The sequence below is a fragment of the Acinetobacter sp. NIPH 817 genome, assembly GCF_000368405.1.
Lineage (GTDB): Bacteria > Pseudomonadota > Gammaproteobacteria > Pseudomonadales > Moraxellaceae > Acinetobacter.
On record NZ_KB849420.1, the window covers coordinates 1223550 to 1250141 of the forward strand.

Consider the following 26592-nt stretch of genomic DNA (forward strand, 5'->3'; position numbering starts at 1 on the left):
ATCAATTTTCCCAAGATAATTTTAACATCTCATCTTTAGAAAATTGCTAACTATAGAGATAGTTAAAATACTATATTACTTAGATACTTGTTAGATTAACTATCTTAATGACCATATAAATTGCGACAGCAAAAACCATTAAAGCAAAGACTTTTTGCACAATTGCAGACGGAATAAAACGAATAGCTCGGCGTCCTAACAACATACCGAATGCACATGCAAGTGCGAACGCACTAGTAATACCTACTGGATAATGAAAACCCTCTGCAATATGCATCACAATGCTTATCCCACTAATGAGAAAAATAATCATAAGTGAGGTTGCAACAATGCTATGCATATCCAAATTTGTGACTTTTCTAAGCGCTGGCACAATTACAAAGCCGCCACCAACACCTAGCATACCAGTTAAAAGCCCCGCGATAATTCCAATGCTGGCAAGAACGCTTCCCGTTTTTAAATTCCAGATAAAGCGTCCTGTACTTGGGTTGACCTGACACGGCGGGTTGTGGAAATCCGAAACTCGGTTACTGATGAGTCGATAGCCCACTGTAAACATGACCAAGCTAAACATTAACATGAGCCAGACAGGTGAAATCGCATTGGCTATTAAAATTCCAATATGTGCCATTGGGGCACCAATAAGGGCAATCCAGATCGCAGCACGATAACGAACTATCTTTTTAAATAAGCCTTCAATAGTTCCAATGAGTGTAGAGAGTGCGACAGCGAGCAAACCAATAGGCGCTGCTTGAGCCACTGTCCAGCCTTGACTGGTCATAAGTGCGGGTACGGCAAGAATACCGCCACCCGCCCCAGTTAGACCAAGTAAAAAGCCAATCACGATGCCTTCAACGACAAGTAGTAACATATCAAAAGCCTAAAGTTGCATATATTTCATTTGCTGTGAACTGCCATTTGATGAGTGAGCAAATTCTCATCTTCTTGCGAAGCTTCAACCGCTTCTCAGGACAAAGCGTTGCTTTGTTTTATTCTCTTAACTCGAACGTAGTTCTCGTCTTGCGCTCGGGTAAAGATTGTTAATCTTTACTTATCCTCTTCCGCTCAAGCACAGCTTTCGCCTTGCGCTCGGACAAAGCGTTGCTTTGTTTACCCTCGCTCAGGTTTGACCATCCATTCACGGCCTTTGAGCATGCCTTGCCAGTAAATCGGCGGCAAAATCTGTTCTTTAAGCAACCAAGCTAAACGAGATGGTTTTTGCCCATCAATCACCCATTTTGGAAAACTTGGAAGAAGCTTACCGCCGTAACCAAACTCAGCTAGAACGATTTTTCCACGCTCTACTGTAAGTGGGCATGAGCCATAGCCGTTGTATTCACAGAAGTTCTGCTCGCCTTTGAGCTGCGCTATCACATTCACAGCGACGATTGGAGCTTGTGCGCGAGCAGCAGCAGCCGTTTTGGCATTAGGCGCATTCATTACATCACCTAAAGCGAAAATATTGGCATGCTGTGTGTGTTGTAAGGTTTGAGGATTCACACTCACCCAGCCTGCTTCATCAGTGAGTGTACTAGCGCGAATAAAGTCTGGTGCCTGTTGCGGTGGAACAACATGCAACATATCAAAATCAGTTTCGACCAATGCTGCATTTTCATCGTTCACTACCTTAAACCATGCTTTTTTTGCAGGTCCATCTACTTTGACAAGTTGATGGTTAAAGTGCAGTTCAGAGCCATATTTTTCGACATATTGCATTAGTGCAGGTACATATTCCTTCACACCAAATAAAACACCGCCGGTGTTATAAAAATGGATAGAGATATCTTTGAGTTTGCCTTGCTTTAACCAATAGTCGGCTGAAAGGTACATCGCTTTTTGAGGAGCACCGGCACATTTAATCGGCATAGGCGGTTGGGTAAAAATTGCCTTACTACCGTTTAGCTGTTGCACAAGTTCCCATGTATACGGTGCTAAATCATAACGATAGTTAGACGTCACCCCATTTTTACCTAAGGTTTCGACTAAACCTTCGATGCCATGCCAGTTGAGTTTTAAACCAGGACACACGACCAATGCTTTATATTGAATCGGTTGGCATCCTTCCAAAATAACATGATTGTGCTCAGGGTCGAATCCAGCAACCGCAGCTTTCATCCATTTAACTTTTGAAGGAATCACGCTTGCCATAGAGCGTGCAGTTACTTGTGGTTTAAAAATACCAGCCCCTACCATGGTCCAACCTGGTTGATAATAATGTGTATCGGCTGGATCAATAATGACAATATCTAAATGAGGTTCACGAGACAGTAAGCTCGATGCTACAGAAATTCCAGCTGCCCCAGCACCAACAATCACAACGCTATAACAAGGAATTGTGGCTGGTTCATGATCGCGTTTTAAAATACGTGGAACCAGGCCTTTTAAGTTAAAACCAAGTTTGTTACCTGATTCCACTAACAAAGCCACATCTTTTGAGTCTACTTCGGTCAAAGCCCATAAACTGATTGCACGCATACCAGAACGGCAATACGCTAAAACAGGTTTTTGGGCATTCTGATAAAGTTGCTTAAACTCGGCAACTTGTTGATCGGTAATTTTGCCACTGGTAACAGGCTGATAAATTACCTTTAGGCCATGGCGCTGAGCTGCTTCTTCAATTTCAATTATATTGGGTTGATCTGCACTTTCTCCATCTGGACGGTTACATATCAAAGTTTTTATCCCCTGATCTGCAATTTTTGTGACTTCATCAGCAGTGATTTGACCAGCAACATAAAAATCTTGGTTAACTCGTTTAAGTTCCATATTGCCACCTTCTTATGATTGTGAAGTTGAGCCACAGGCCTGATTGGCAGGTAGTGCTTTATCGATCTGCTTTGGATATGGCAGATTTAAATTATTCATCAATTGAATAAAATCTTCTCGTGAGCGATTCTGGCCTAAACGTGAGTTATTTAAACGTTCATAACCAATGGTTGAAGACAGACGACCTTTATAGTCATGTCCTGGATATACAATAGTATCGTCAGGCAGACTGAAAAGTTGTTTATGAATACTGTCATAAAGTGTGCCTGCATTACCTTGCTGAAAGTCAGTTCGACCGCAGCCATCAATTAACAATGCATCGCCGGTAAAAACCATGTCTCCAACCAAATAACTCGTACAAGCATTGGTATGACCTGGTGTATAACGCGCTTCAATACTGAGATTGCCAACTTTAAGCATGCAACCATCTGTAATTAAAATATCTCCGCAACTTACATCTGAGTTTCTATGTAAAACCGATTTGCAATGGAAACGTTCACGAAGCAAATTCGCGGCAGTAATATGGTCTGCATGAACATGTGTATCTAAGGTATAGATGAGCGTAAATTGATGCTGCTCCAATTCTTTTGCATAAATCTCTATATCTGATGCAACTGGGTCAATTAAAACAGCCTCTCGTGTTTCTTCACACCCAAGCATATATGTATAAGTCGAACTTTCCTGCTCAAAAAACTGCTTAAAGAACATGATTTATACCCCAATAATTTATTTCTTTCCTATATTTTGCAAATAAGATGCCAATTATTTAAAATTTAATAATAAATATAAAAATCAGTTGTTTAATTAAGAAATTAAAATTGAGATGAGAATATAAACTTTGCTTGATGTTTCTATGCAACTCAAGTATGTTTCAATGAAACGATATTGAAACATATGAAATGGCAAAGCTAAATTTTAAGTCAGAACAAGATTTTTTTATTTTATTTGAGCAATTAAAAGCTTTATTCCCAAATGCGAGTCTGTTTTTAGCAGACACAACGACTCAAGCAATTCACTATAAATTTAATACAGATGACATTTCTGTTGAGAGCATGGCAGCGCTTACTCAAGATCATCACAATCAATATCTCGAAATCAATACTCCTAAAATGAGAAAGCGATTTATCTATCAGGAAAATGATATTTACATCGCAGAGCATCGCATTATCGGGAAATTACATGTTCTACAGCCCGTTAGCATAGAGAATGACCTCGCTGAAACAGAGCTAACAGACCAATTGCAAGACTTGGCTAAAGTTTTCAATAGTTGCTCACCAGAAATGGCCCGTATGTTTTCAATTATTCAAAGGGTGGCAATTACTGAGTTTCCTGTGCTCGTCCGCGGCGAATCTGGTAGCGGTAAAGAACTTGTGGCAAAAGCAATTCATGATTATAGCCAACGTAAAAATAAGATTTTTGTAGCAATTAACTGTGCAGCTTTAAATTCTAATATTTTAGAAAGTGAACTCTTTGGGCATGTGAAAGGTGCTTTTACTGGAGCAATTCGTGACCATAAAGGTGTGTTTGAACGTGCCGCTGGTGGAACGCTGTTTTTAGATGAAATTGCCGAGATTCCTTTAGAGCTTCAAGCTAAATTATTACGGGTTTTAGAAACAGGTGAATTTACGCCAGTCGGTGGTGAAAAACCGATTCAAGCCAATGTCCGAATTATCACTGCAACACATAAAGCTTTACGCGAAGAAGCTAAAGCTGGGCGTTTCCGCCACGATTTGCTCTACCGTTTACGCGTAATTCCAATTTTTATACCACCACTCAGAGAGCGAAAAATCGATATTCCTCTCATTGTCGATCAGATTTTAAAAGAAAGCTCCACTCAACTCGACACAATGCCTCGTCATGTCAATCAAAAAGCCATGCAAGTTTTATTGAATTATGACTGGCCGGGAAATGTTCGTGAGCTTAAAAACACCCTACTTTACGCCTTAACCATGGCAAATGGTAAGGATGAAATTGAAGTTGAAGACTTACCAAATGAACTATTAGATGCAGACGAATACGTTAAATTGCCTGAGACAAATACAGAACTTACCCCCGAAAATGTGCAAGCTGCTTTAGAAAAATATAACCATAACTTGAATATGGTTGCGAATATTTTTGGAATTAGCCGTACTACCCTTTGGCGATACAGACAAAAGCATAAGCTTTAGTTAGGTATTTAGCTCGTCTAAGGCGTATCATATTGCTCTTGGTTAGGTCCGTTAGTTCAAAGGCTTTCTATGATTGTTCGCGATAAAAGCAGCGTTTTTAAACTCTTATTTGCATGGAAAGGAACTGTTCTACCCAAGGTTTTGCCAGCACTAAGTTTTGTTGTACTTATTTCAGCATGTGTGGTCTGGCTCTCTTATTATCATTGGATTCAAATTCCTACCGTACCCGCGATTGGATTTACTATTTTTGGCGTGATTCTTTCGATTTGTACGGGTTTTCGAAATAATGCCTGTTATGATCGATGGTGGGAAGGTCGCAAACTTTGGGGAGCTTTAATTGCCAATGCCAGACATATTGTTAGAGACAGCCACGTTCTCACCAATGAACAACGTGAACATTTAATTCATCAGGTCTTAATTTTTAGCAATTTATTACGTGATCGACTGCGCCAACAAACCGCTGAACCCACCAAATTTCTTGAACATGCGTATTTAAATAACTCTTCACTCGATTATTTAAATGAGCATATTAATGCACCACAATTTGTACTCGAAAATATTCAAAAAGATTTAGTCAAAGCTCTAAAAGACGGCGAAATTAGTGACATTATCTATAGCACTCTGACACGCCATATTGTTGAGCTAGGCAATATTCAAGCGGGTTGTGACCGTATAGCCGGTACACCTTTACCCTACTCATATTCAGTACTTTTACATCGTGCTGTTTACTGTTTTTGTTTCATATTACCTTTTAGCCTTGAAGCAGCTTTAGGTATTTGGACACCGCTTATTGTGGGTTTAATTGCTTATATGTTTTTAGGCTTAGATGCCTTAAGCGCTCAAATTGAAGAACCTTTCGGTTTGCAAGAAAATGATTTACCGCTCGATTCAATTGTGCGTTTGATTGAGCGAGAGTCTCTAAGCTCTTTAGGACAGCCATTACCGCCTATTATTGAAGCCCAAGACAACAATTTACTTTAATAAAAAAGAGCGAATCATCGCTCTTTTTTATAGGTTTAAGTATCTATTTAGGGCTGTACGATAATCTTAACTGCTGACTCATTGTTATGAATTAAGGTTTCAAAACCTTGTGAAATCAAATCAACAAGTTGAATACGCTGGGTAATAAAAGGTTCCAAATTTATTTTACCTTCTTCGACCAATTTAATGGTTTCTTGATGGTCATTTACATAGGCAATTGTGCCTCGCACATCAAGCTCTTTCATTACCACACTGTGCACATTAATTGATGCTGGGTGGCTCCAAATCGAAACAATAACGATAACGCCTGTTGGTTTGACTGCTGCAACCAAAGTATCTAAAACTTTGTTAACGCTACTACATTCAAACGCGACATCGACGCCATCGCCATTAGTAATTTTCATGACCTCAGAAACAACATCAACTTCTGACGGGTCTAAAATATAATCTGCGACTCCCGACTCTTTGGCCTTTTCTTTACGTTTTGCACTTAGCTCGGTAATGATGACCTTAAGACCTTTCGCTTTTAAAATTGCTGAAAGCAACAAACCTATTGGGCCCGCACCACCTACCAGTGCAATATCACCAGCCTTTGCACCACTACGCACATAGGCATGATGACCAACCGATAAAGGTTCAATTAAGGCCGCCTGATCTAGCGGAATTTTATTGGAAATTGGATGCACCCAACGGCGTTTAACTGCAATTTTTTCCGATAAACCACCACCACGCCCACCTAAACCAATAAAGTTCATATTTTTAGAAAGATGATAATTATCACCTGGTCCAGTCGGCACATCATCGGCCACAATATAAGGCTCTACTACGACATGTTGACCAATTTCAATGTCATTAACGCCTTCACCTACGGCATAAACCACACCTGAAAACTCATGTCCCATGGTGATCGGCGCAGATTCGCCTGAAATAGGATGCGGATGTCCACAAGGTGGAATAAAAATCGGTCCTTCCATAAACTCATGTAAATCTGTACCACAGATTCCACACCAAGCTACCTTAATGCCTACAGTACCAGGAGTGACTTCTGGTTCAGGGATATCTTCAATACGAATATCGCCTCTGTCATAAAAACGCGCTGCTTTCATTATTATCTCCCTCAAATCAGGATGTTGTTTTAGCGATAGACAATGCCGCCGTCCGTTAAAATGGATTGACCCGTAATATAGTCTGAATCTTCACTTGCCAGAAAAGCAACTAATGCAGCTACATCATCTGGTATTTGGGCTCTACCTAAAGCAATGCCTTCCACATATTTTTTATAAGTTTCACCGATTGCGGCACCGGTAATTTTAGCAAAACGTTTATCGATTTCAACCCACATATCTGTTCCGACAATTCCGGGGCAATATCCATTTACCGTAATACCATGACTAGCATATTCTTTTGCCGCGGCTTGGGTAAGTGCTCGTACCGCAAATTTGGTTGCCGAGTAAATACCGAGTAAAGCAAACCCGTCGTGGCCCGCAATTGAGCAGGCATTAATGATTTTACCTTTATGTTGGCGTTGCTTAAATTTTGCAGCTGCAGCCTGTATGCCCCACAGTACACCACCAATATTGATATCAACAATTTTTTGAAATTCATCAGGTGTGATATCTGCAATCGCTTGAACTTGTGCAATTCCAGCATTATTAATCATGACATCAAATCCACCAAGGGCCTGCTCAGCATGATTTATAGCAGCGTACACTTGCTCGCAGTCACTGACATCAGCAATAAATGTGCTCGCATTTACACCTAAAGCCTGAATTTCCTGCTGCACATCATTCAATCGATCTTGTTTCATATCGACTAATGCAATATGTGCCCCTTCTTGCGCCAAGCGCAGGGCAATCCCACGGCCAATGCCTTGAGCTGCCCCTGTGACTAAAGCGACTTTATTTTTTAATCCCTTAACCATGTTCAACTCCTGTAAATGCAGAATTTCTACATATGAATCGCTCGTTGCATTGAAGCCAAAATAGACTCATGCATGGCTTCTGATAATGTTGGATGCGGGAAAATCACTTGAGCTAAGCTTTCATCAGTTGCTTCTAGATATTTAGCAATTGCAAAGCCTTGAATGTGCTCAGTCACTTCATGGCCTACCATATGTGCACCAAGTAGTTCGCCCGTCTCTGCATGTATCACCGTTTTAACGAAACCTGACGCATCTCCAATTGCCAAAGCTTTACCATTTGCAGTTAAAGAAAACTTGCCGATTCGTATAGGTAGGTTCTGAGCTTTTGCTGCATTTTCCGTTAAACCAATACTCGCCACTTGTGGATGCGTAAAAATACAACCCGGGATCTGGCTACGATCAAGTGAATGGACGTTTGTCACACCAGCAATTTTCTCGACACATATCATGGCTTCATGGCTTGCTTTGTGGGCAAGACACGGTGCTCCAGCCACATCACCAATCGCATAAAGCCCTGCTACATTGGTTTTACAATAGTCATCAATTGCCACAAAACCTTGTGGATTGAGTTCCACACCTAAACGTTCTAGCCCTAGCCCCGTGGTATTAGGCTGTACACCAATTGCCGAAAGTACACGGTCAAAAACAAGCGTTTGAACATCATTTGCCGTTTCAACCACACAGTGAACTTGACCATTTTCAATTTGAATGCTTTGAACAACAGCATCGGTTAAGACTTTCATACCTTTTTGTTCAAATTGTTTTCTAACAAATTGAGCAACTTCCGCATCTTCAGTTGGTAAAATCTGCTTGGCTAAATCAATAAGCGTGACCTGACAACCCAAGTCTTGATAAAGGCTAGCAAACTCGCTACCAATTGCACCCGAACCCACAACCAGTAAGTTTTTTGGTAACTGCTCTGGTACAAGCGCTTCTTTATAGCTCCACACGTACGTTCCATCGACAGGAAGCTGAGGAACATGTCGAGCTTTAGCTCCAGTTGCCAAAATAATATGGGGTGCACTCAAAGCCTGACTTTTACCTTGAGCATCGGTCACTTCAATTTTTTCTTTAGCCGTAAGCTGAGCACGACCATTAAACACAGTCACTTGATTCTTTTTAAGCAAGTAATCAATGCCTTGTACTAACTGAGCTGACACTTGACGGCTATGTTGCACAAGTTTTTGAATATCAAAATCGAGTTGAGAAACTTGAAAACCAAACTGTCCAGCATGTTTAAACTGAGTTGCAAGCTCTGCCCCTGCAAGCAAAGCTTTAGTTGGAATACAGCCCCAGTTTAGGCAAATTCCGCCTAAATGTTGTTCTTCTACAATTGCGGTTTTTAACCCGAGCTGGGCTGCACGAATTGCAGCCACATACCCACCCGGTCCCGCGCCAATCACAATTAAATCAAATTGAGCTTCTGACATGCGGGTTCTCCTACACCAAAATTAAAGCAGGGTTTTCAACAAACTGCTTAAAGCTGGCCAAGAATTTCGCCCCAACTGCACCATCAATGACTCGGTGATCGCATGACAACGTCGCAGTGACAATCTCACGAACCACTACATTGCCATTTTCAACAACAGCGCGAGATTCAGAAGCACCTAATGCCATAATTGCACCTTGCGGTGGGTTAATAATGGCATCGAACTGTTTAATGCCTAACATTCCTAAATTTGAAATGCTAAAACTGCCGCCTTGAAACTCATCAGGTTGTAATTTGCCAGTCTTGGCACGGGTTGCCAAATCACGCATGTCATCGGAAATCTGTGCCAACGATTTTTGATTTGCAGCTTTTACAATGGGTGTAATTAAACCGTTTGGAATTGCCACAGCTACCGAAATATCTGCTTGAGAGAACTGTAAAATTGATTGAGTCGCCTCATCAAATTGAACATTCACCTCAGGTACTTTAATGAGTGCCGCTGCAGCAGCCTTAATTAACATGTCATTAATAGAGAGCTTCACCTGTGGCACAGTTTCATTAATTTGCTTACGTAGTTTTTGCATAGCTTCTACGTTTAGATCGACTACTAGGCGGAAATGCGGTGCATTACGTTTAGCAGCCTGTAACCGTGAAGCAATCGCTTTACGCATACCATTCATCGCCACAGTTGTAACGGTCGACTGTGGCTGAGCAACCGCACATTGAGCAGATTGTTCATTTACCGACGTTGGGTTGTTACGATAATAAACTGCTTCAACATCTTCTTTACAAACCCGGCCACGAGTACCTGAAACACGGCAGTCATTTAAATTAATGCCCCATTGTTTTGCTAAACGACGTGCTACAGGCGTCGCTGAAACTCGGCTATCGTCGGCAGTAGATTTAACTACTTTAGCTTGAGTTTGCTGTTTAATATCAGGCCACTGACCTCCAGCAGCCTGCACAGCTTTCTGGATGTCTTGAACACTAATACGTCCTTCACGACCAGAACCTGTGACTTTCGCTAAGTTCACATTATGCTTTTCAGCAAGTTTTAACGCATGCGGTGTTGTAAACAACTCATCAGATGTTTGATAACCTTGTAATGACTCGGGTACAGCGTAGTCACCTTTAGCAGCCTTTACTGGAACTGGAGCACTTGCAGCTATAGACTGTGGTTGTTCTGCTTTTTCAGCAACAGGTACAGATGTTTCTGCTTTACTCTGTTCCGAAGATGCTTCAGGGGCTTTAGCTGCTGAACCACCTAGTGATGCAATAAATGTTTCAATTTCTGCATCAGAAACTTCACTTTCAGCACATACCGCAATAAGCCCACCGACCGGTAAAGTCTCACCATCTTTTGCTAAAATTTTACGGAGCGTTCCTGCAAAAGGCGCTTCTAATACATTGACGATTTTTGTGGTTTCAATTTCACAAATTTCATCGCCTTTATTAAAGCTATCGCCTTCTTTAATCAACCATTGGGCAATCGTGCCTTCTTCCATGGATAATCCCCATTTCGGGATCTCCAGCGTTTTAATTTCGCTCATGCTAAGCCTCCAATGTTTTTCGTACAGCTTGCTCAATACGCTCTACACTTGGAATCCATTCTTTTTCTAAAACTGGAGAGAATGGAACAGGCGTATGTGGTGGCGTTACGAGTTCAACAGGTGCTTTCAAATAGTGGAAACCTTTTTGTGCAACGAGTGCAGCAACATCATGCCCAAAGCCACAGCGTGCCGCTGATTCGTCCACAATAACCACACGTCCAGTCGATGCAACAGACTCTAAAATTCCTTCTTCATCCAGAGGTGAAATTGTACGAGGGTCTACGACTTCAACTGAAATGCCATCTTTTGCCAATTTATCCGCTACTTCATTGGCACGGTGTACCATCAACCCTAAAGCAATAATGGTCACATCTGTCCCTTCACGGGTGTAATTTGCTACACCAAATGGAATGGTATAGGCATCATCTGGAACTTCACCTTTAATGTCATAAAGCATTTTATGCTCACAGAACACCACAGGGTCGTCATCTCGAATAGCCTGAATTAATAGCCCTTTCACATCATATGGGCTAGATGGAACTACAACTTTTAAGCCTGGAACCGCAGCAAATACGTTATATGGTGACTGAGAATGCTGGGCTGCCGCAGAAAAACCTGCACCAATCATGCCACGTACAACCATTGGCGCTTTTGCTTTTCCGCCGAACATATAACGGAACTTAGCGGCTTGGTTATAGAGCATGTCATGACACACGCCATAGAAATCCATAAACATTAAGTCAGCAACAGGACGTAAACCTGTAGCCGCAGCACCAGCGGCCATACCAATAATCGCTGATTCAGTAATTGGGGTATCAATCACACGTTCTGAACCAAATTCCGTCCACAAACCTTTGGTTACACCGAGTACCCCGCCGAAGCCTTCAAGCTCGTTCTCTTCGGTATTTTTGCCACCATGGCCGCCGCGCACATCTTCGCCAACCACAAAAACAGTTGGGTCACGGCGCATTTCTGATTCAATGGCTTCTTTAATTGCATTGCGAAAACTTTTATTTGGCATCTTTACTATTCCTTTAGTAAGAGACATAGACGTCAGTAAGGAGTTGTTCTGGTTGTGGGTATGCCGCAGCACGAGCTTTAGCAACGGCATCATCAACATTTGCTTTAGATGCTGCATCAATCTCGTCTAGTTTGGCTTCATCAATTTTGCCTTTGACTTTTTCTCGGAAAATTTTCAAAGGATCTTTATTTTCTTTGATGAATTCGACTTCTTCTTTAGAGCGAATCAAGCCCGGGTCACCTTCAAAGTGGCCATAAAAGCGGTTCGTAATGGTTTCAATCACACTTGGGCCTTCACCACGGCGTGCACGATCAATAGCAGTTTGGGCCGCTTCATAAACTGCAAAGAAATCGGTACCATCAACTTTAACTGCTGGTAAACCAAAACCAGCTGCACGACCAGCAATATCCTTACTTCCTACCGCGTAATCATGGCCCGTTCCTTCACCAAAACCGTTATTTTCGAAAACAAAAATTACTGGAAGTTTAAGAACAACAGCCATGTTCATTGCTTCAAAGGTCAGGCCTTGGTTTGAACCACCATCACCTGTAAAAGACAGGCCCACGCCACCAGTTTTTAAGGTTTTTGCTGTCAACGCTGCACCAATTGCTAATGGAGGCCCGCCGCCCACAATTCCGTTGGCACCGAGCATACCTTTATCCAAATCGGCAATGTGCATAGAACCGCCTTTTCCACGGCACAGTCCGTCATCTTTACCGAAAATTTCCAGCATCATGGCGTGAATGTCACAACCTTTTGCAATACAGTGCCCATGTCCACGATGGGTTGAAGTGATATAGTCTTTGTCGGTTAGGTTTTCACAAATACCAACTGCAACAGCTTCTTCTCCACTGTATAGGTGAATAAAACCAGGAATATCACCATTGGTATTTTCTTCGTGAAGTCGATCCTCAAATTCACGAATATCACGCATGCGTTTATATGCTGCGAGTAATTGCTCTTCCGTTAATTGCATATCCTTTTCCTTTATTATCTTGATTTTAAAAGTTCAACCAAGTTTCAAGCGAAAATCTAATTCGCTATAAATACTTAAATCTAAAATCAAGAATTAATCTATTAGACTAAAAAGTTTTTATTTAAAATAAACTTAATTAATTTTTTAATTTCAAAAACTTAACCCATAAAAATAATTTAAAAAAATTTTTTATAATTTTCATTAACTTAAAAAACAAACCTTTAACCAACCTTTCTTATTTTATAATACTCGCCACACCCTGTGTATTTAATTAATTGCGACTTATTAATATGATTTAAATAAGTTGTTAAATTAAAAAAACAGGAGTTTAAATAATTTTTAAACAAAATGGAATTATTAATATGGATTTTAAAAGACAAGCAGAAACTGGTATTAAATTAAGAGGAGCAGATAAAGTCGCTCGCATTCCTATTAAAATTTTACCTACAGAAGAGTTACCCACTAAACCGGATTGGATTAGAGCAAAAATAACCGATTTTGAAGAAATCAAACGGATAAAAAATTTGCTGCGCCAACAAAAGTTGCATAGCGTTTGCGAAGAAGCAGCCTGTCCAAACTTACCCGAATGTTTTGGTGGAGGTACAGCTACATTTATGATTATGGGAGACATCTGTACTAGACGCTGCCCTTTTTGTGATGTGGCTCATGGTCGCCCAAAACCTTTAGATGAAGATGAACCTAAACATTTGGCAGAAACGGTCGCAAACCTAAACTTAAAATATGTCGTGATTACCTCTGTTGACCGCGACGATCTACACGATGGCGGCGCTGCACATTTTGTAAAGTGCATTGAAGAAATCCGAAAACGTTGCCCAGAAACTTTGATTGAGATTTTGGTACCAGATTTTCGCGGTCGTTTAGAGACAGCGCTTACAACTTTGAGTTTATCTCCACCAGATGTGTTTAATCATAATATTGAGACAGTTCCTCGTTTATATAAAGCGATGCGTCCGGGCTCAGACTATCAACACTCACTAGAGCTACTAAAACGCTTTAAAGCATATTGTCCCGATATCAAAACCAAGTCTGGTTTAATGGTTGGGTTAGGAGAAATTGAGGCAGAAGTACTTGCTCTACTTAATGACTTAAAAGATTATCAAGTAGATCTTGTCACGATTGGTCAATATCTTCAGCCTTCAAAATCACATGCACCTATTCATCGGTTTGTAAATTTACAAGAATTTGAACGATATACTCGACATGGTAAACGATTAGGTTTTAAAAATATTTGGAGTGCACCGATGGTTCGTTCTAGCTATTTTGCTGATCGACAATATTTTGGAGAAGCAGTACCAAAACCTTTCAACCGACAAGATGTCTTATCGTAAGGATTAGCCAATTAACAAAACTTATCCAATAGGATAATGGTCAAGACCTATAAATTTATTTAAGGTAAGCAGATAACGAGGAAATAGTCACAATAAAAAAGTTATAACTGTTGAGCGGCTACGGATACGCCATTTCAATGATAAAGGAATTTCGATATGGATATGTCAAAACAATTATCATCACCTTTTTTAGATACTACTCCGTCCATATTTCGGCCGGAATCTTCATCTCACTCTCAAAAATTAGGAAAAAAACCACCAGTTGACCTCGATGCGGCTCCATTATTTGATCTAACCGAAGAATGGGAACATTCATTGTTTGGTCGTTCGATTCACGAGTGTCATCGGAATTTAATGCATATTGCCGAAGATGCCGATATGGCAATTGGTGTGACCGACCCACATGGCACTCTACTTTGGACATGGAGTAGTACACCGATGCGCTCATCGGCTGAGCAAGTTCATTTTGTTGAAGGTGGTCAGTGGTCAACTCAGGCAGTGGGACAAAATGCAATTGGTCTAGCATTAAATACTCATTCAGCTAACTGCGTTTACTCACACGAAAACCAAATGAATAGTGTAAGAGATTGGGTCTGCTATGCAGCACCTATTACCGATACAAATACAGGCCAATTTTATGGCATTATGAATTTGTCGACTAAATATCAAAAACATAATTCTCTGGGGCTTTTAGCTGTTGAAAGATGCGCTGATATTGTGAAGCAAGCAATTCAGCTTCATCAGAAAAATATTTTATATATTAAGGCCTTTGGTACTCCTAAAGTTCAATATAATCAGCATAGTCTGACGTTGACTCAACGCCAGATTGAAATTCTGTGTATTCTAACCCTTTGTCCAGAAGGGATTAATCTTGAAGAACTTCACTATGCGTTATATGGTGACCGGCCCGTAAGTACCACTACCTTAAAAGCAGAACTTTCTCAACTTAGAAACTTAATACCCGGGGTCATTGAGTCACGGCCTTATCGACTTAACTGTGAAATTCAATGTGATTTTTTAATGGCAGAACAAGCATTAAACCTTGGTTTCACATCGACCACCCTTACACTCTATAGAGGAAGCTTTTTATCTAAATCAGAAAGCCCATTTTTGTGTGCATGGAGAGATTGTTTTGATGCTCGCTTGAGTCATGTGATTTATCAAATTGAAGATATTGATCAACTATTACGAGTAGTCAGTCGTGTGCCAGATCGTGTAGATGCTGTTGAACGTTTACTTGAATTATTACCCAAAGAAACACCTTATCGAACTAAACTTTTAAAATTACTCGAATAAAATAAAAGGGAGAATATCGTATAGATATTCTCCCTTTTATTGAGATGAGATCAAGCAGAAGCTTGAAGCTGCACCCTATAACAATCATCTAAGGCTAATTCATAATAACGCAGCCCTTCTTCAGCAGCATGAAATGCTTTTTGCTGCCAGTCAGGACGATCATTACATAAACGTTTAATCAGCTCCATGGCTTCATAAGGATGAAGATCATCATAATGCGCATGCGCACGTAACCAAGCCAAAGAACGTTTATCAATCGTTACTTCAGGATGATCAGTATAGGTATGAATACCTTTATAAACCTGAATTGACCAATCTCCTGTTGCCCATTCAATTGCTAAATTTGTTGCAGCAAGACATTCTGCCAAATTTCCACGATAACTCATGTTCCATAAGAAATGGTTTACTGCATTCATCGCAGCTGGTGGCCGCACACTATCAAGTTCATCGACAGTTAAACCAAAACCTCCAGCCCAATCGCGATACCATTTTAAGTGTCGCTCTTCTACCTTAATATTTTGGATTAACCAATCTCGTGCTTCTGTAACGCCAGGTTCAGAAAACCCAGTTGCTTTGCCTAACGCCCCAGCCATATATGACGGGAAATGCGCGACTAATGGATAGAAATTAAGTAACGCATATCGGAAACTATCTAGGCTCAATCCCCCATTGGCCATTTCCGTAAAAAACGGATGTTTACTCACCCGTTCTTTTGCTGGTAACAGGTCATCCCAGAACCGTTGTGACCATTCATTATGCGGCGTAATTTCTAAATTCATTCCATATTGATTTAGAGCAGTCATTGCTAATTTTCCTATTTATATGACAGCAATCATCTGTATTTCACGCTACAAGTCTATCCGAAAACGATAAAGATACAATCGTTAATCGACCATTTGTAACTTTTTTCGATGGATTGCGATACTTTAGATAATTGTTACGCTAATCATTGAAATGTCGTGATTTTTATCACATTTAACTCAGATAAAAATCATTACTTTTTTAAAAAATCTGTATTATTATTTTAAATAAATCACACATTATATAATCAATATTTTTAGATGGAACTTTACTAAAAATAAGTCTCATTTTATGACAACTTCCAATATAGAGAGCATTAATTATGAAGTTGCAGGGTTCCAATATATTGGGACAGGAACAAATAGATTTATTAACCACACGAGGATTAAATTTCGTATGGTTTCCAAAGCAGCTTGAAACGATTTATCGTTTTCAATACCAAAACGGTGCTGCCTATGAGTTCCGCTATAGAGCGCCTATTATTTTAATATTATATATATTTTTAAGCTTTGGTATATATCAAGTATTGCCAACTGAACAAGTTTTACCCTGGTTTAGTTATTATTCTTGGGTGGGTGTAATTATTTTTCTTGCCTGGATTTTATCGTTTATTAAAAAATTAAATCAGTATTTTGATTATTATGTAGGAATTGGCTCAGCTTTAGCAGTCGCAATTACTTTTATTTTAATTAACGTTATAGAAAATGGCCAAGAGAACGTTCTTTTTCATGCGGCGATGATGTATGCGATTGTGATTATCTATGGTGCAGTAGGTATGCGTTTTTACACAGCCATATTTGCTGGATGGGTTGGAGGACTTGTTGGAATTTTGGTAAGTAACTACTTAAATGGGGTGATCGACTGGACTTTCTTGAACCGAACTTACACCTTCAGTAGTTTCTTGGGCATGACCCTTGCCTATGCAACTGACCGCCAACATCGAGAAAACTACTTACAAAACTGCATGATCGAGCTGAATCGCATTGAACTGATGCAGCAAGCACAGCAATTATCTTTGCTTTCCCAGCAAGATGCACTCACTGGTTTAGCCAATCGACGCTATCTAGATGAAACACTGGATAACGAATGGCGCCGTGCTTTACGACATGAAACACCCCTTACCATCATAATGGTCGATATCGACTATTTTAAAGCTTACAACGATACTTTAGGGCATCTAAAGGGTGATGAATGCTTAAAAGAAATCGCAATTGCTATTTCCTCTATTGCCGCACGCAGTGGTGATTTGGTTGCTCGTTATGGTGGCGAAGAATTTTTACTGTTATTTCCAATGACAAATTCTCAGCAAGCTTTAATCCAAGTTGAACGTTTAATGAATGCTATTGATAAAATTGCAATTAAACACCCATGTAGTGATGTTTCACCACAAGTCACTATTAGTGTTGGTGTGGCAACCACGATTCCACGTCTAAATGATTCAATTTCTGCTTTCGTTGCTCGCGCTGACCATGCTTTGTACAAGGCAAAAACGAATGGGCGTAATCAATTTAAGATCGCTGTAAATGAAGAACAAATTGTAGATTTAACTTAAAAAGTCTGACTTACATTTGAAATGACTCAATATAAATAATTAGCTTTTCCATCCGTGGCAAAGCTAAAAATAATTTAGAATCAGTACATACGAAAACCTCTTTTATTTAAATTTAAACCATCTGTTAAAAATAGCTTATATAAACTTAATAAATTTAGCGACTTTCAATTAATCAACTTTTGTATTAGATAATAAAAATTATAGGCTCCAATCCATATAATGTAGAAAATTCCACTTCATTAGAACCCTCTCTTCAGTTTCTTCCAAAATTTAATTAAAAAATAAAAAAAAGAATTTTGTTCTATTCTCTGCGGCACAGTAGAAATGGTTTCAGCCGAAAATGGTAAGATCGAAACAATATTTTCATGTATTGTTTCATAATTTGGATAAGCTTCTTTTTTTATTATTTCTATAATTTTTTGTATTTCATCAAGGGATAAATTCAAAAACCTCTTAATTTCTTGAGCTGTTTTTGACTCAATAGATAATAAAGCACAAACTCTAGTAACATTAACAATCTGCTCTGCATGAATGTTTTTAAAGTTTGGATAACACACAAGTTTATAAAGAATCTTTGTCTCTAAATGATCTTTAGAAACGATATTCTCATTATTTGTTATACGTTCTTGATGACTAATTTTAAAATATTCATTCTTCTCAATATCTTGTAAAATATTGAGAAGCTCCTGATACCTTATTGGTCTCTTCAAACCATACTGATAGCCTTTTAAAAGCTCAGGATTATTACTTAATACGATCTTAATTTTTTTTGGAATAAGTATATTGGTGTAACCGCTATCTAAATCAATAATATGTATGTCAGGATTGTCTTCACTGTATATCCAATTCCCTAAAAGATGAGATGACAAAGATAAGTCATGAATAACTTTTATCATTGCCTCTAAATTTTTAGGCAATAGCCTATCCTTTGACATACAGCCAATTCTATATGTGCATTGATTCATTGATATTTCCCCAATTTCAATGATGACTTTGAAAATTCTTTGTTTAAAGTAATAAAAATTTAAATATGTAGTAAGCTTATATAAAAGCAATTTGATTAAATTAACTTTATTTTATAAATATAAAAATCTGGTGTAGTAAAAATTAACAATATTTAATTGCTGATTTTACAGATAAATATATTCAAAAATAAATCGCAGAATATTATATTTATATAAATATTATAAGACAAGACAATAATTTAAAATTTAATCAAACTTCAGTGTAATAAAAACTTAAAACCCCATATTTAAATTAAATACGGGGTTTTAAGTACTATAATCAAAAAATATGATTAAGGTTCAATTGGCGCAAATGGCGGAATAACATCTGCATTTTGAGCACGATGGCGTAGGAAGTGATCCATTAAAACAATCGCTAGCATTGCTTCTGCAATCGGTGTTGCACGTACACCTACGCATGGATCATGACGGCCTTTAGTCAACACATCTGTATCTTCACGATTTAAATTAATCGTTTTACCTGGGGTCGTAATGCTTGCTGTTGGTTTTAGTGCAATAGCAACTCGAATGGATTGACCACTTGAAATACCCCCCAAAATCCCACCAGCATGATTCGCTAAAAAGCCATTACTGGTCAATTCATCACGTGTTTCATGACCAAACTGGCCAGCAACTGCAAAACCATCGCCGATTTCAACGCCTTTAACCGCATTAATACTCATCATCGCATGAGCAATATCAGCATCTAAACGGTCAAAAACAGGTTCACCCCAGCCTACAGGAACTTTTTCAGCTAAAATTTCTAGCTTCGCGCCGCAGCTTGTTCCCTGTTCACGTAAAGAAGTCACCAAAGCTTCAAAACGTGAAACAGCGTCTACATCACCACAGAAAAATGGATTATTCGGAACTTCATTCCAATCCAGTTTTTCGGCAACTTCATTGCCGATTTGAGTAACATGACCACGGATCAAGATGCCAAATTTTTCTGCCAAATATTTTTTAGCAATTGCACCCGCTGCAACACGCATAGCAGTTTCACGAGCACTTGAACGGCCACCGCCACGATAGTCACGGAAACCGTATTTTTGCGTATATGTATAGTCGGCATGGCCAGGTCTAAAAGTTTGGGCAATATTGCCATAATCTTTTGATTTCTGATCAGTATTCTCAATCAATAAACCAATTGGCGTTCCTGTCGTTTTACCTTCAAAAACACCTGAAATGATTTTAACTTGATCAGGCTCTTTACGTTGAGTCGCAAATTTAGAAGTTCCCGGTTTACGACGGTCAAGATCTTTTTGCAAGTCTTCTTCAGTTAGCTCAAGGCCTGGTGGCACACCATCAACAATTGCCATTAAGCCAACGCCATGAGACTCACCACAAGTGGTTACACGAAAGAGTTGTCCAATACTATTCCCTGCCATATGCCCAACTCCTTATATTTGCTCTTCAAATAGTTTTCTATAACGGCGACATTGTTCAGCAGTCAAAGCAAAAATACCTGAACCACCTTTTTGGAAAGTGAGCCAGTTGAAATCAATCGTATTAAAGTTCTGACGCATAGACCATTCAGAATTACCTACTTCAATGACAATAAGACCATCTTCAGTTAAGTAATCTGCCGCTTGTGCAAGCATTTTACGAACTAAATCTAAACCATCTTGGCCTGCTGCCAATGCAAGTTCAGGTTCATGTAAAAACTCTTCTGGTAAGTCAGCCATATCTTCAGCATCAACGTACGGTGGATTACTTACAATCAAATCATACTGATTTTCAGCTGGAATCTTGGCAAACAAGTCAGATTCAAGTAATGCAACTTGGTATTGCTTATTGTGGTGTTCTGTATTAATTGAAGCAACTTCTAAAGCTTCTTTAGAAATGTCAGTTGCATCTATTTCAGCGTCTGGATATGCATAAGCCAAAGCAACCGCAATACATCCAGAACCTGTACACATATCTAATATACGTTGTGGAGTTTTAGGTTTTGCATTTTCTGGCAAATTATTGAGAGCTTCACGCATTTGACCATTTTCATCTAAACAATATGGTGCAAAACGTTGCTCAATTAATTCTGCAATTGGTGAACGTGGAATGAGTACACGCTCATCTACATAAAATGGCTTATTAAAGAAATAAGCAAGATTTAATAAATAAGATGTTGGAATACGGTCATTGATACGACGTTCCAATAAGCTTAAAAATTCTGCTTTTTCGCTTGGTAATAACTTCGCATCTAGAATTTCTGCGTCTGCTGACCATTCAAGAGATAAGGTTTGTAAAACTAATGCAGAGCTTTCTGCAAAATAATCTTCAGTACCTTGTCCTAAATGTGCATCATGTTGACGTAATGCTGATACCCCAAAACGAATAAAATCTCGAATTGTTGATAAATTTTCAGCTGCTTCCTGTAAATTTTCAGGGCTAATCGTCGGTCGCTCCACTTAGGCGTCTCCAAAGGCAAATTTTGCAAAGTGACTATTCTACTGAGTGAGGTACAGCAAAGCAACGCTTTGCCTTGTGAACAGGAGTTTTACATGCCGATCTCTAACAATCACACATTAAAATCAGAATACTTTGTTTTAATTAAGAAATAATGAACTTTTAACTAGAGATTGATTTAAATTTTTAAAATAAAAAAGCGGCCTTTAAATACTGACCGCTTTTTGAGTTTAGTCGGCTTAAAGCTTAAGCTTTTCGGCTACATAATCAGAGTCTTTATCTCCACGGCCCGATAAATTCACTACGATCATGGTTTCTTTCGGCAGTTTTGGTGCTTCACGAATTGCCCATGCGACAGCGTGTGAGCTTTCAAGTGCAGGAACAATGCCTTCAACCCGAGAAAGTGTCATAAAAGCATCTAAACATTCTTGGTCAGTTGCAGTGCTATATTCAACACGCCCTAAATCTTTTAAAAAGCTGTGTTGTGGCCCAACACCCGGATAGTCTAGTCCTGAAGCAATAGAATGCACGGGTAAAGGTTCACCAGCCTCATTTTCAAGCACATAACACGCCATACCATGAATTTGACTTGGCTTACCTAAAGTTAGCGTTGCTGAATGCATATTGGTTTCTAAACCATGTCCAGCTGGCTCAACCCCAACAAGTTTTACGTCTGAGTCATTTAAAAATGCAGTAAATGCACCTATTGCATTTGAACCACCACCGACACATGCCACAACATAATCTGGACTTTTTCCAAATCGTTGATGCGTTTGATCTTTAATTTCATTACCAATAATAGATTGAAAATCGCGAACCATTTTAGGAAATGGATGTGGACCCACAACAGAACCAATGGCATATATAAAGTTTTTAGGATCTTTTAAATATTCTTCAAACGCACTATCTACAGCATCTTTTAATGTTGCTGTACCACGTGTAACTGCCACCAAATGAGCACCCAAAATTTTCATTTTGACCACATTTGGATGTTCTTTTTCGATATCGACTTGACCCATGTGAATTTCACAGGGAATTCCTACTAATGCACAAGCGGTTGCCAAAGCAACGCCATGCTGACCAGCACCTGTTTCAGCAATAACTTTCTTTTTGCCCATATATTTAGCAAGTAAAGCTTCACCTAAGCAGTGATTAATTTTGTGGGCGCCCGTGTGGTTCAAATCTTCACGTTTTAAGTAAATTTGTGCGCCACCTAACTGTTCAGATAGACGCTTCGCATGAAATAAGGGACTTGGACGGCCTACATAATTCGTAAAGAGGTCTGATAGTTCATTTTGAAATTCAGCTGTATGGCGAATTTCTTCATAGGCAACATTAATTTCATCCATTGCTTCTTTTAAATGTGGAGGAATGAACTGCCCGCCATATTCACCAAAAAATCCTTGTTCATTCGGCAAAGCAATACCGTTAATTTGATGTTGCATATCATCCCTCTTTTTTAAATTATTAAAGTTATTAAGCTTATCGAGAAAGGTAACGCGTTAAATCCTCAATGCCTTTAAGCGTCATTGGATACATATGATTTTCAAAAATCTCTTTAATCCAACCAATGGTTTGAGTGTAATGCCAATACCCTTCTGTTTCAGGGTTTAACCACGCTGTTTTATCAAAATGTTGACGTAGGCGACGTAACCAAACCTCGCCTGTTTCATCATTCATATATTCAACCGAGCCACCCACCGATTTCAACTCATACGGTGCCATACTGGCATCACCCACTACAATTACACGATAGTCGCGTCCATAGGTGTGAAACAAATCCCATGTGTTCATGCGGGTTGCTGTTCTGCGGTAGTTATCTTTCCAAACATAGTCATAGAGACAATTATGAAAATAGAAATATTCGAGTGTCTTAAACTCACTTTTAGCAGCACTAAACAGTTTTTCGCATTGAGCAATGTGAGCATCCATCGAACCGCCCACATCAAACAACATCAGCACTTTTATTCGGTTTCGACGCTCAGGTACCATTTGAACATCAAGAATACCTTGCTTGGCTGTTTCACGGATTGTACCGTCAACGTCTAATTCTTCAGCTGCACCTTGACGGGCAAATTTACGTAACCGACGTAAAGCAATTTGCATCTGGCGAGTACCAAGAACTTGGTCATCATCCAGATTTTGATATTTACGTTGTTCCCAGACTTTAACCGCCGAACGTTTACGCCCTGGTCCACCGATTCTGACGCCTTCTGGATGATCCCCAAAGGCCCCAAAAGGTGAAGTACCGCCAGTACCCACCATGCGGTTACCACCCTGATGTTTTTTATGCTGTTCGCGTAAACGCTCTTCCAGCATTTTCATCAGTTCTTCTAAGGAACCTGCTTTTTGGAGTTCTGCTCGTTGTTCAGGAGTTAAATGCTTTTCTAGAAGTTCTAAATCAAACCAGTCTTTTGGTAACTTATGAACTTGCTTGAGTAACTCATCCAGATCAAAGGTTTCAATGCCGTCAAAGTAATCTTTCATGGCACGATCGAACTTGTCAAAAAAGCGCTCATCTTTGACTAAAATTGTTTTAGCAAGTTGATAAAACTCTTCTTGATCGGCAAAAACTAAACCTTCACTCACAGCACGGTTTAAGTCAATAAGTTCACGAGTTGTAACTGGAACACCGTATTTACGTAAGGTGTAAAATAACCGCACAAACATGGGTTATTCCCTCCTTTAACGTCGAGACATGAAAGCCAAACGTTCGAGGAGTTGTACATCCTGCTCGTTTTTGATCAGCGCACCATATAAAGGTGGAATAGCTTTTGATGTATCTCGATTGCGTAATACATCTTCTGGCATATCATCTGCCATGAGCAAACTTAACCAATCAATTAACTCAGAGGTTGATGGTGGTTTCTTCAAATTAGGAATTTCACGTAGTTTAAAAAACACCTGTAAAGCTTCGTTTACTAGTGTTGCAGAGATATTTGGGAAATGAACCGCAATGATTTCTCGCATTGTAGCTTCATCAGGAAACTCAATGTAATGAAAGAAACAACGACGCAAGAAAGCATCTGGTAATTCTTTTTCATTATTCGAAGTAATAATTACAATTGGGCGTTGTGTTGCCGTAATTGTTTCATTGGTTTCGTAAACATAAAAAGACATTTTATCGAGTTCATGCAGCAAGTCATTTGGAAACTCGATATCGGCTTTGTCAATTTCATCAATTAACAAAACACAACGCTCTTCACTCGTGAAAGCTTCCCACAGTTTACCGGGTTTAATATAGTTCTTAATATCGTAAACTCGATCATCACCTAACTGGCTGTCTCTTAAACGAGAAACCGCATCATATTCATACAACCCTTGCTGCGCTTTGGTTGTCGATTTGATATGCCAAGTGATCAGTTTTAAACCCAAACTTTGTGCTACTTGTTCAGCAAGCAAAGTTTTACCCGTGCCAGGTTCACCCTTAATTAGTAAAGGCTTTTGTAAAGCACGAGCTGCTTTTACAGCGAGCTTAAGACTATCAGTCGCGATATATTGATCTGTACTGGTAAAATGTTGGGTATCAGCAGACATGTAAAGACCTTATTTTTCTATTTCAATGGTTAGATGGAACGCATGCTTTTGTTTGTTGAATATTTTGACCAACAATAGCCAACAACCAAACCCAGACCAACTACAAACAGAATTAAAGATAAATTTGACCAAATTAGAGGGCTATCTTTAGTTAAAACACCAAAAAGGAGTCCAAAAATAGCAGGTGCTACAGATGCATTCGGTCCTTCAGACACTGTTGGGGTAACTAAAATAGCAAATACAATAAGCCAGCTAATCGCACCAAAAGTTGTAGGAAGGCGACGCATTAATCGCCACCAACACCATAAAGCAATAATAGCGCCTATTCCATAAGCTGTTAAAGCAATAACACCTTCAGGAACAACATCCAAAAAAGAGAATAATTGATTCATTATTCCAGTTTGATCTTCACGCACCACGTAAGCCCTCTGGTTCAACCGCATTCGGATTAATTAATCCTTCTGGCGGCATCTGAATAAAGAAACCTTTTGTTTGTAATGAGTCTAAAACATGTAAAACATTAACACGCGCCAATTTACGTGTTGGAGCTAATTCTAAATGCATGACAAACGTTGTACGACCAAACGCTTGTAAAACAGCTTCAGGAACATTTTCAAACGGATCAGCTTGTTCCGCATCGTCAGGATAGTTTGGACGAGCAATATACATGTACATTTCATCTTTTTTGCTCGATCTATAAATATCACAGTGCATTTCAAATCAACTCTTGAACTAAGGACAGCATACATGAAAAAAAACGACTCACACACGCAGGTTTGTTTACGCATCAGTCGTTTTTTTAATTCTTGAGAAATATTAACCTACAACATTGATTAAGGTCGATAATAACTTTGTTCCAGATAAAAGCTGGCTTTTACAATAAATTAATAAACATTTGATTTTAAACATTAAACATGATTTTTCACTTTAATAAAATAAAACCAATTTTTAGGAAAAAAGAAAAAATGTTCGTTACTGAGTACTTTTTGTGATCTATTTTCAATACATTCCCATATTAATACTATGAAATTTATGATATTAAAGGGGGTTATTACATTTTCAAATTCACATTTAAGTAAAACTTCTAACCACTTAATACACATTGGGAGACATTACTTAACTGGTTTAAATTCTCAGCATGTTTAAATATTAAGTATCTTAATATAAATATGGAGGATGAATCTATGCCTCGTGGTGATAAAACAGCTTATACAGCAAAGCAAAAACGTCAGGCTAAACATATTGTTGAGAGTGAAGTAGATAGAGGTCATTCTCAAGAAGAAGCTGAACGAATTGCATGGTCTACTGTCAATAAACAAGATGGTGGCGGTAAGAAAAAGTCTCACTAAAACAAACTTTAAATACTTCTTTAGCTTGGGCTAAAGAAGTATTTTCATCAAAAATAAATTAATGGTGTTTAGAAAACTCGCGAGCTCTTTATATAGTCATCGCTTACTTGATTTAAGGCATCCAAAATAGCACTATCATTTTGATTTAATAGAGCTTCATTTAAACATTCCATGTAGTCTATAAGCTTAGACTTAGAGGTATTGGCAAATTCAGAGGTAACAGCTTCATCTTCATAGAGGATTACGTAAGTACGTGCAAAGCCATAGATTAAATAGACGGCTGCTTTTTCTTTTGTATTTTGAGATTCTTTAAGAGACTGTTCACAAGCATTCTTTAAATCTTTAAATGCGTCTGTACCAGTAGATTGATTTTGGAAAGATAAAAGTATTGTTTAGAAGTTCATATCCATATTCCACTCAAAAAGTAAAGCTACAGAAGAAGATCAACTCTGTCAAATAATATCCTGATTAATATAAGTTTAATTGTAAATA

Annotated in this window: 25 protein-coding genes; 6 read left to right on the forward strand and 19 right to left on the reverse strand. The window is 39.0% G+C overall.

The window, feature by feature from the left end; translation table 11 throughout:
* Nucleotides 1–79: 79 nt before the first annotated feature.
* The 3 genes from F968_RS09390 to F968_RS09400 all read right to left on the reverse strand — a co-directional run bounded on the left by F968_RS09390 (nt 80) and on the right by F968_RS09400 (nt 3474).
* Complete coding sequence (locus tag F968_RS09390; protein WP_004792504.1) at nt 80–871, reverse strand: sulfite exporter TauE/SafE family protein; 792 nt, start codon at nt 869–871, stop codon at nt 80–82.
* 239 nt (nt 872–1110) lie between these two features.
* Entirely contained in the window at nt 1111–2766 is a 1656-nt protein-coding gene (locus F968_RS09395) for a bifunctional protein tyrosine phosphatase family protein/NAD(P)/FAD-dependent oxidoreductase (protein WP_004792506.1), read from the reverse strand.
* A gap of 12 nt (nt 2767–2778) precedes the next feature.
* Nucleotides 2779–3474 carry an MBL fold metallo-hydrolase gene (locus F968_RS09400; protein WP_004792507.1) on the reverse strand — a complete coding sequence of 232 codons (696 nt, stop codon included), beginning with the start codon at nt 3472–3474 and terminating at the stop codon, nt 2779–2781.
* 191 nt (nt 3475–3665) lie between these two features.
* Here F968_RS09400 and F968_RS09405 point away from each other — a divergent pair, with 191 nt between their 5' ends.
* Nucleotides 3666–4934, forward strand: a complete 1269-nt coding sequence (locus F968_RS09405; protein WP_004792508.1) for a sigma-54 interaction domain-containing protein — start codon at nt 3666–3668, stop codon at nt 4932–4934.
* Nucleotides 4935–5003: 69 nt separating this feature from the next.
* A complete protein-coding gene (locus F968_RS09410) occupies nt 5004–5915 on the forward strand; it encodes a bestrophin family protein (RefSeq protein ID WP_004792511.1) in 912 nt (303 codons plus the stop codon).
* Between the two features lie 47 nt (nt 5916–5962).
* On the opposite strand, the gene F968_RS09415 is transcribed toward F968_RS09410, so the two are convergent.
* From F968_RS09415 to F968_RS09440, 6 genes are read right to left on the reverse strand one after another with little or no spacing between them, the layout of a single operon-like run.
* Entirely contained in the window at nt 5963–7021 is a 1059-nt protein-coding gene (locus tag F968_RS09415) for a 2,3-butanediol dehydrogenase (protein WP_004792513.1), read from the reverse strand.
* Nucleotides 7022–7050: 29 nt separating this feature from the next.
* Nucleotides 7051–7836, reverse strand: coding sequence for an acetoin reductase (locus tag F968_RS09420; RefSeq protein WP_004792515.1), 786 nt, complete (start codon nt 7834–7836; stop codon nt 7051–7053).
* Nucleotides 7837–7862: 26 nt separating this feature from the next.
* Nucleotides 7863–9266 carry a dihydrolipoyl dehydrogenase gene (lpdA, locus tag F968_RS09425; RefSeq protein WP_004792516.1) on the reverse strand — a complete coding sequence of 468 codons (1404 nt, stop codon included), beginning with the start codon at nt 9264–9266 and terminating at the stop codon, nt 7863–7865.
* Nucleotides 9267–9276: 10 nt separating this feature from the next.
* Nucleotides 9277–10815: a 2-oxo acid dehydrogenase subunit E2 gene (locus F968_RS09430; protein WP_004792518.1), complete on the reverse strand. Its 1539-nt coding sequence runs from the start codon at nt 10813–10815 to the stop codon at nt 9277–9279.
* A gap of 1 nt (nt 10816) precedes the next feature.
* Nucleotides 10817–11836, reverse strand: a complete 1020-nt coding sequence (locus tag F968_RS09435; protein ID WP_004792520.1) for an alpha-ketoacid dehydrogenase subunit beta — start codon at nt 11834–11836, stop codon at nt 10817–10819.
* Between the two features lie 13 nt (nt 11837–11849).
* Nucleotides 11850–12812, reverse strand: coding sequence for a thiamine pyrophosphate-dependent dehydrogenase E1 component subunit alpha (locus F968_RS09440; RefSeq protein ID WP_004792523.1), 963 nt, complete (start codon nt 12810–12812; stop codon nt 11850–11852).
* A 362-nt stretch (nt 12813–13174) separates the two neighbouring features.
* Between F968_RS09440 and lipA the strand changes: the two genes are divergently transcribed.
* Both lipA and F968_RS09450 read left to right on the forward strand, forming a co-directional pair.
* A complete protein-coding gene (gene lipA, locus F968_RS09445; RefSeq protein WP_004792525.1) occupies nt 13175–14161 on the forward strand; it encodes a lipoyl synthase in 987 nt (328 codons plus the stop codon).
* A gap of 156 nt (nt 14162–14317) precedes the next feature.
* On the forward strand, nt 14318–15457 hold the full coding sequence (locus tag F968_RS09450) for a hypothetical protein (protein WP_004792527.1): 1140 nt from the start codon (nt 14318–14320) through the stop codon (nt 15455–15457).
* Between the two features lie 50 nt (nt 15458–15507).
* On the opposite strand, the gene F968_RS09455 is transcribed toward F968_RS09450, so the two are convergent.
* Entirely contained in the window at nt 15508–16260 is a 753-nt protein-coding gene (locus F968_RS09455; RefSeq protein ID WP_004792529.1) for an iron-containing redox enzyme family protein, read from the reverse strand.
* Nucleotides 16261–16580: 320 nt separating this feature from the next.
* On the opposite strand from F968_RS09455, the gene F968_RS09460 reads away from it, so the two are divergent.
* Nucleotides 16581–17810: a GGDEF domain-containing protein gene (locus F968_RS09460; protein ID WP_004792531.1), complete on the forward strand. Its 1230-nt coding sequence runs from the start codon at nt 16581–16583 to the stop codon at nt 17808–17810.
* Between the two features lie 239 nt (nt 17811–18049).
* Here F968_RS09460 and F968_RS09465 read toward each other — a convergent pair whose 3' ends face one another.
* The 8 genes from F968_RS09465 to F968_RS09500 form a co-directional block, all read right to left on the reverse strand.
* A complete protein-coding gene (locus tag F968_RS09465) occupies nt 18050–18775 on the reverse strand; it encodes a hypothetical protein (RefSeq protein ID WP_004792533.1) in 726 nt (241 codons plus the stop codon).
* 332 nt (nt 18776–19107) lie between these two features.
* Nucleotides 19108–20199 carry a chorismate synthase gene (gene aroC / locus F968_RS09470; RefSeq protein WP_004792535.1) on the reverse strand — a complete coding sequence of 364 codons (1092 nt, stop codon included), beginning with the start codon at nt 20197–20199 and terminating at the stop codon, nt 19108–19110.
* A 12-nt stretch (nt 20200–20211) separates the two neighbouring features.
* Nucleotides 20212–21216 carry a 50S ribosomal protein L3 N(5)-glutamine methyltransferase gene (gene prmB / locus F968_RS09475; protein ID WP_004792537.1) on the reverse strand — a complete coding sequence of 335 codons (1005 nt, stop codon included), beginning with the start codon at nt 21214–21216 and terminating at the stop codon, nt 20212–20214.
* Nucleotides 21217–21453: 237 nt separating this feature from the next.
* The gene (gene trpB / locus F968_RS09480; protein ID WP_004792538.1) at nt 21454–22659 is read right to left on the reverse strand and encodes a tryptophan synthase subunit beta; all 1206 of its coding nucleotides are present in this window, start codon (nt 22657–22659) and stop codon (nt 21454–21456) included.
* 37 nt (nt 22660–22696) lie between these two features.
* Complete coding sequence (locus F968_RS09485) at nt 22697–23884, reverse strand: vWA domain-containing protein (RefSeq protein ID WP_004792541.1); 1188 nt, start codon at nt 23882–23884, stop codon at nt 22697–22699.
* 15 nt (nt 23885–23899) lie between these two features.
* Nucleotides 23900–24751 (reverse strand): AAA family ATPase, encoded by an 852-nt coding sequence (locus F968_RS09490; RefSeq protein ID WP_004792543.1) that lies wholly within the window; start codon nt 24749–24751, stop codon nt 23900–23902.
* 29 nt (nt 24752–24780) lie between these two features.
* Nucleotides 24781–25167 (reverse strand): hypothetical protein, encoded by a 387-nt coding sequence (locus tag F968_RS09495; RefSeq protein ID WP_013198006.1) that lies wholly within the window; start codon nt 25165–25167, stop codon nt 24781–24783.
* On the reverse strand, nt 25160–25465 hold the full coding sequence (locus F968_RS09500; RefSeq protein ID WP_004792546.1) for a YcgL domain-containing protein: 306 nt from the start codon (nt 25463–25465) through the stop codon (nt 25160–25162). Before F968_RS09500 ends, F968_RS09495 begins: the two co-directional genes overlap by 8 nt.
* 470 nt (nt 25466–25935) lie before the next feature.
* Here F968_RS09500 and F968_RS09505 point away from each other — a divergent pair, with 470 nt between their 5' ends.
* Nucleotides 25936–26100 carry a hypothetical protein gene (locus F968_RS09505; protein ID WP_002113596.1) on the forward strand — a complete coding sequence of 55 codons (165 nt, stop codon included), beginning with the start codon at nt 25936–25938 and terminating at the stop codon, nt 26098–26100.
* Nucleotides 26101–26168: 68 nt separating this feature from the next.
* Here F968_RS09505 and F968_RS19745 read toward each other — a convergent pair whose 3' ends face one another.
* Nucleotides 26169–26489: a hypothetical protein gene (locus F968_RS19745; RefSeq protein ID WP_228128920.1), complete on the reverse strand. Its 321-nt coding sequence runs from the start codon at nt 26487–26489 to the stop codon at nt 26169–26171.
* Between the last annotated feature and the right edge of the window lie 103 nt (nt 26490–26592).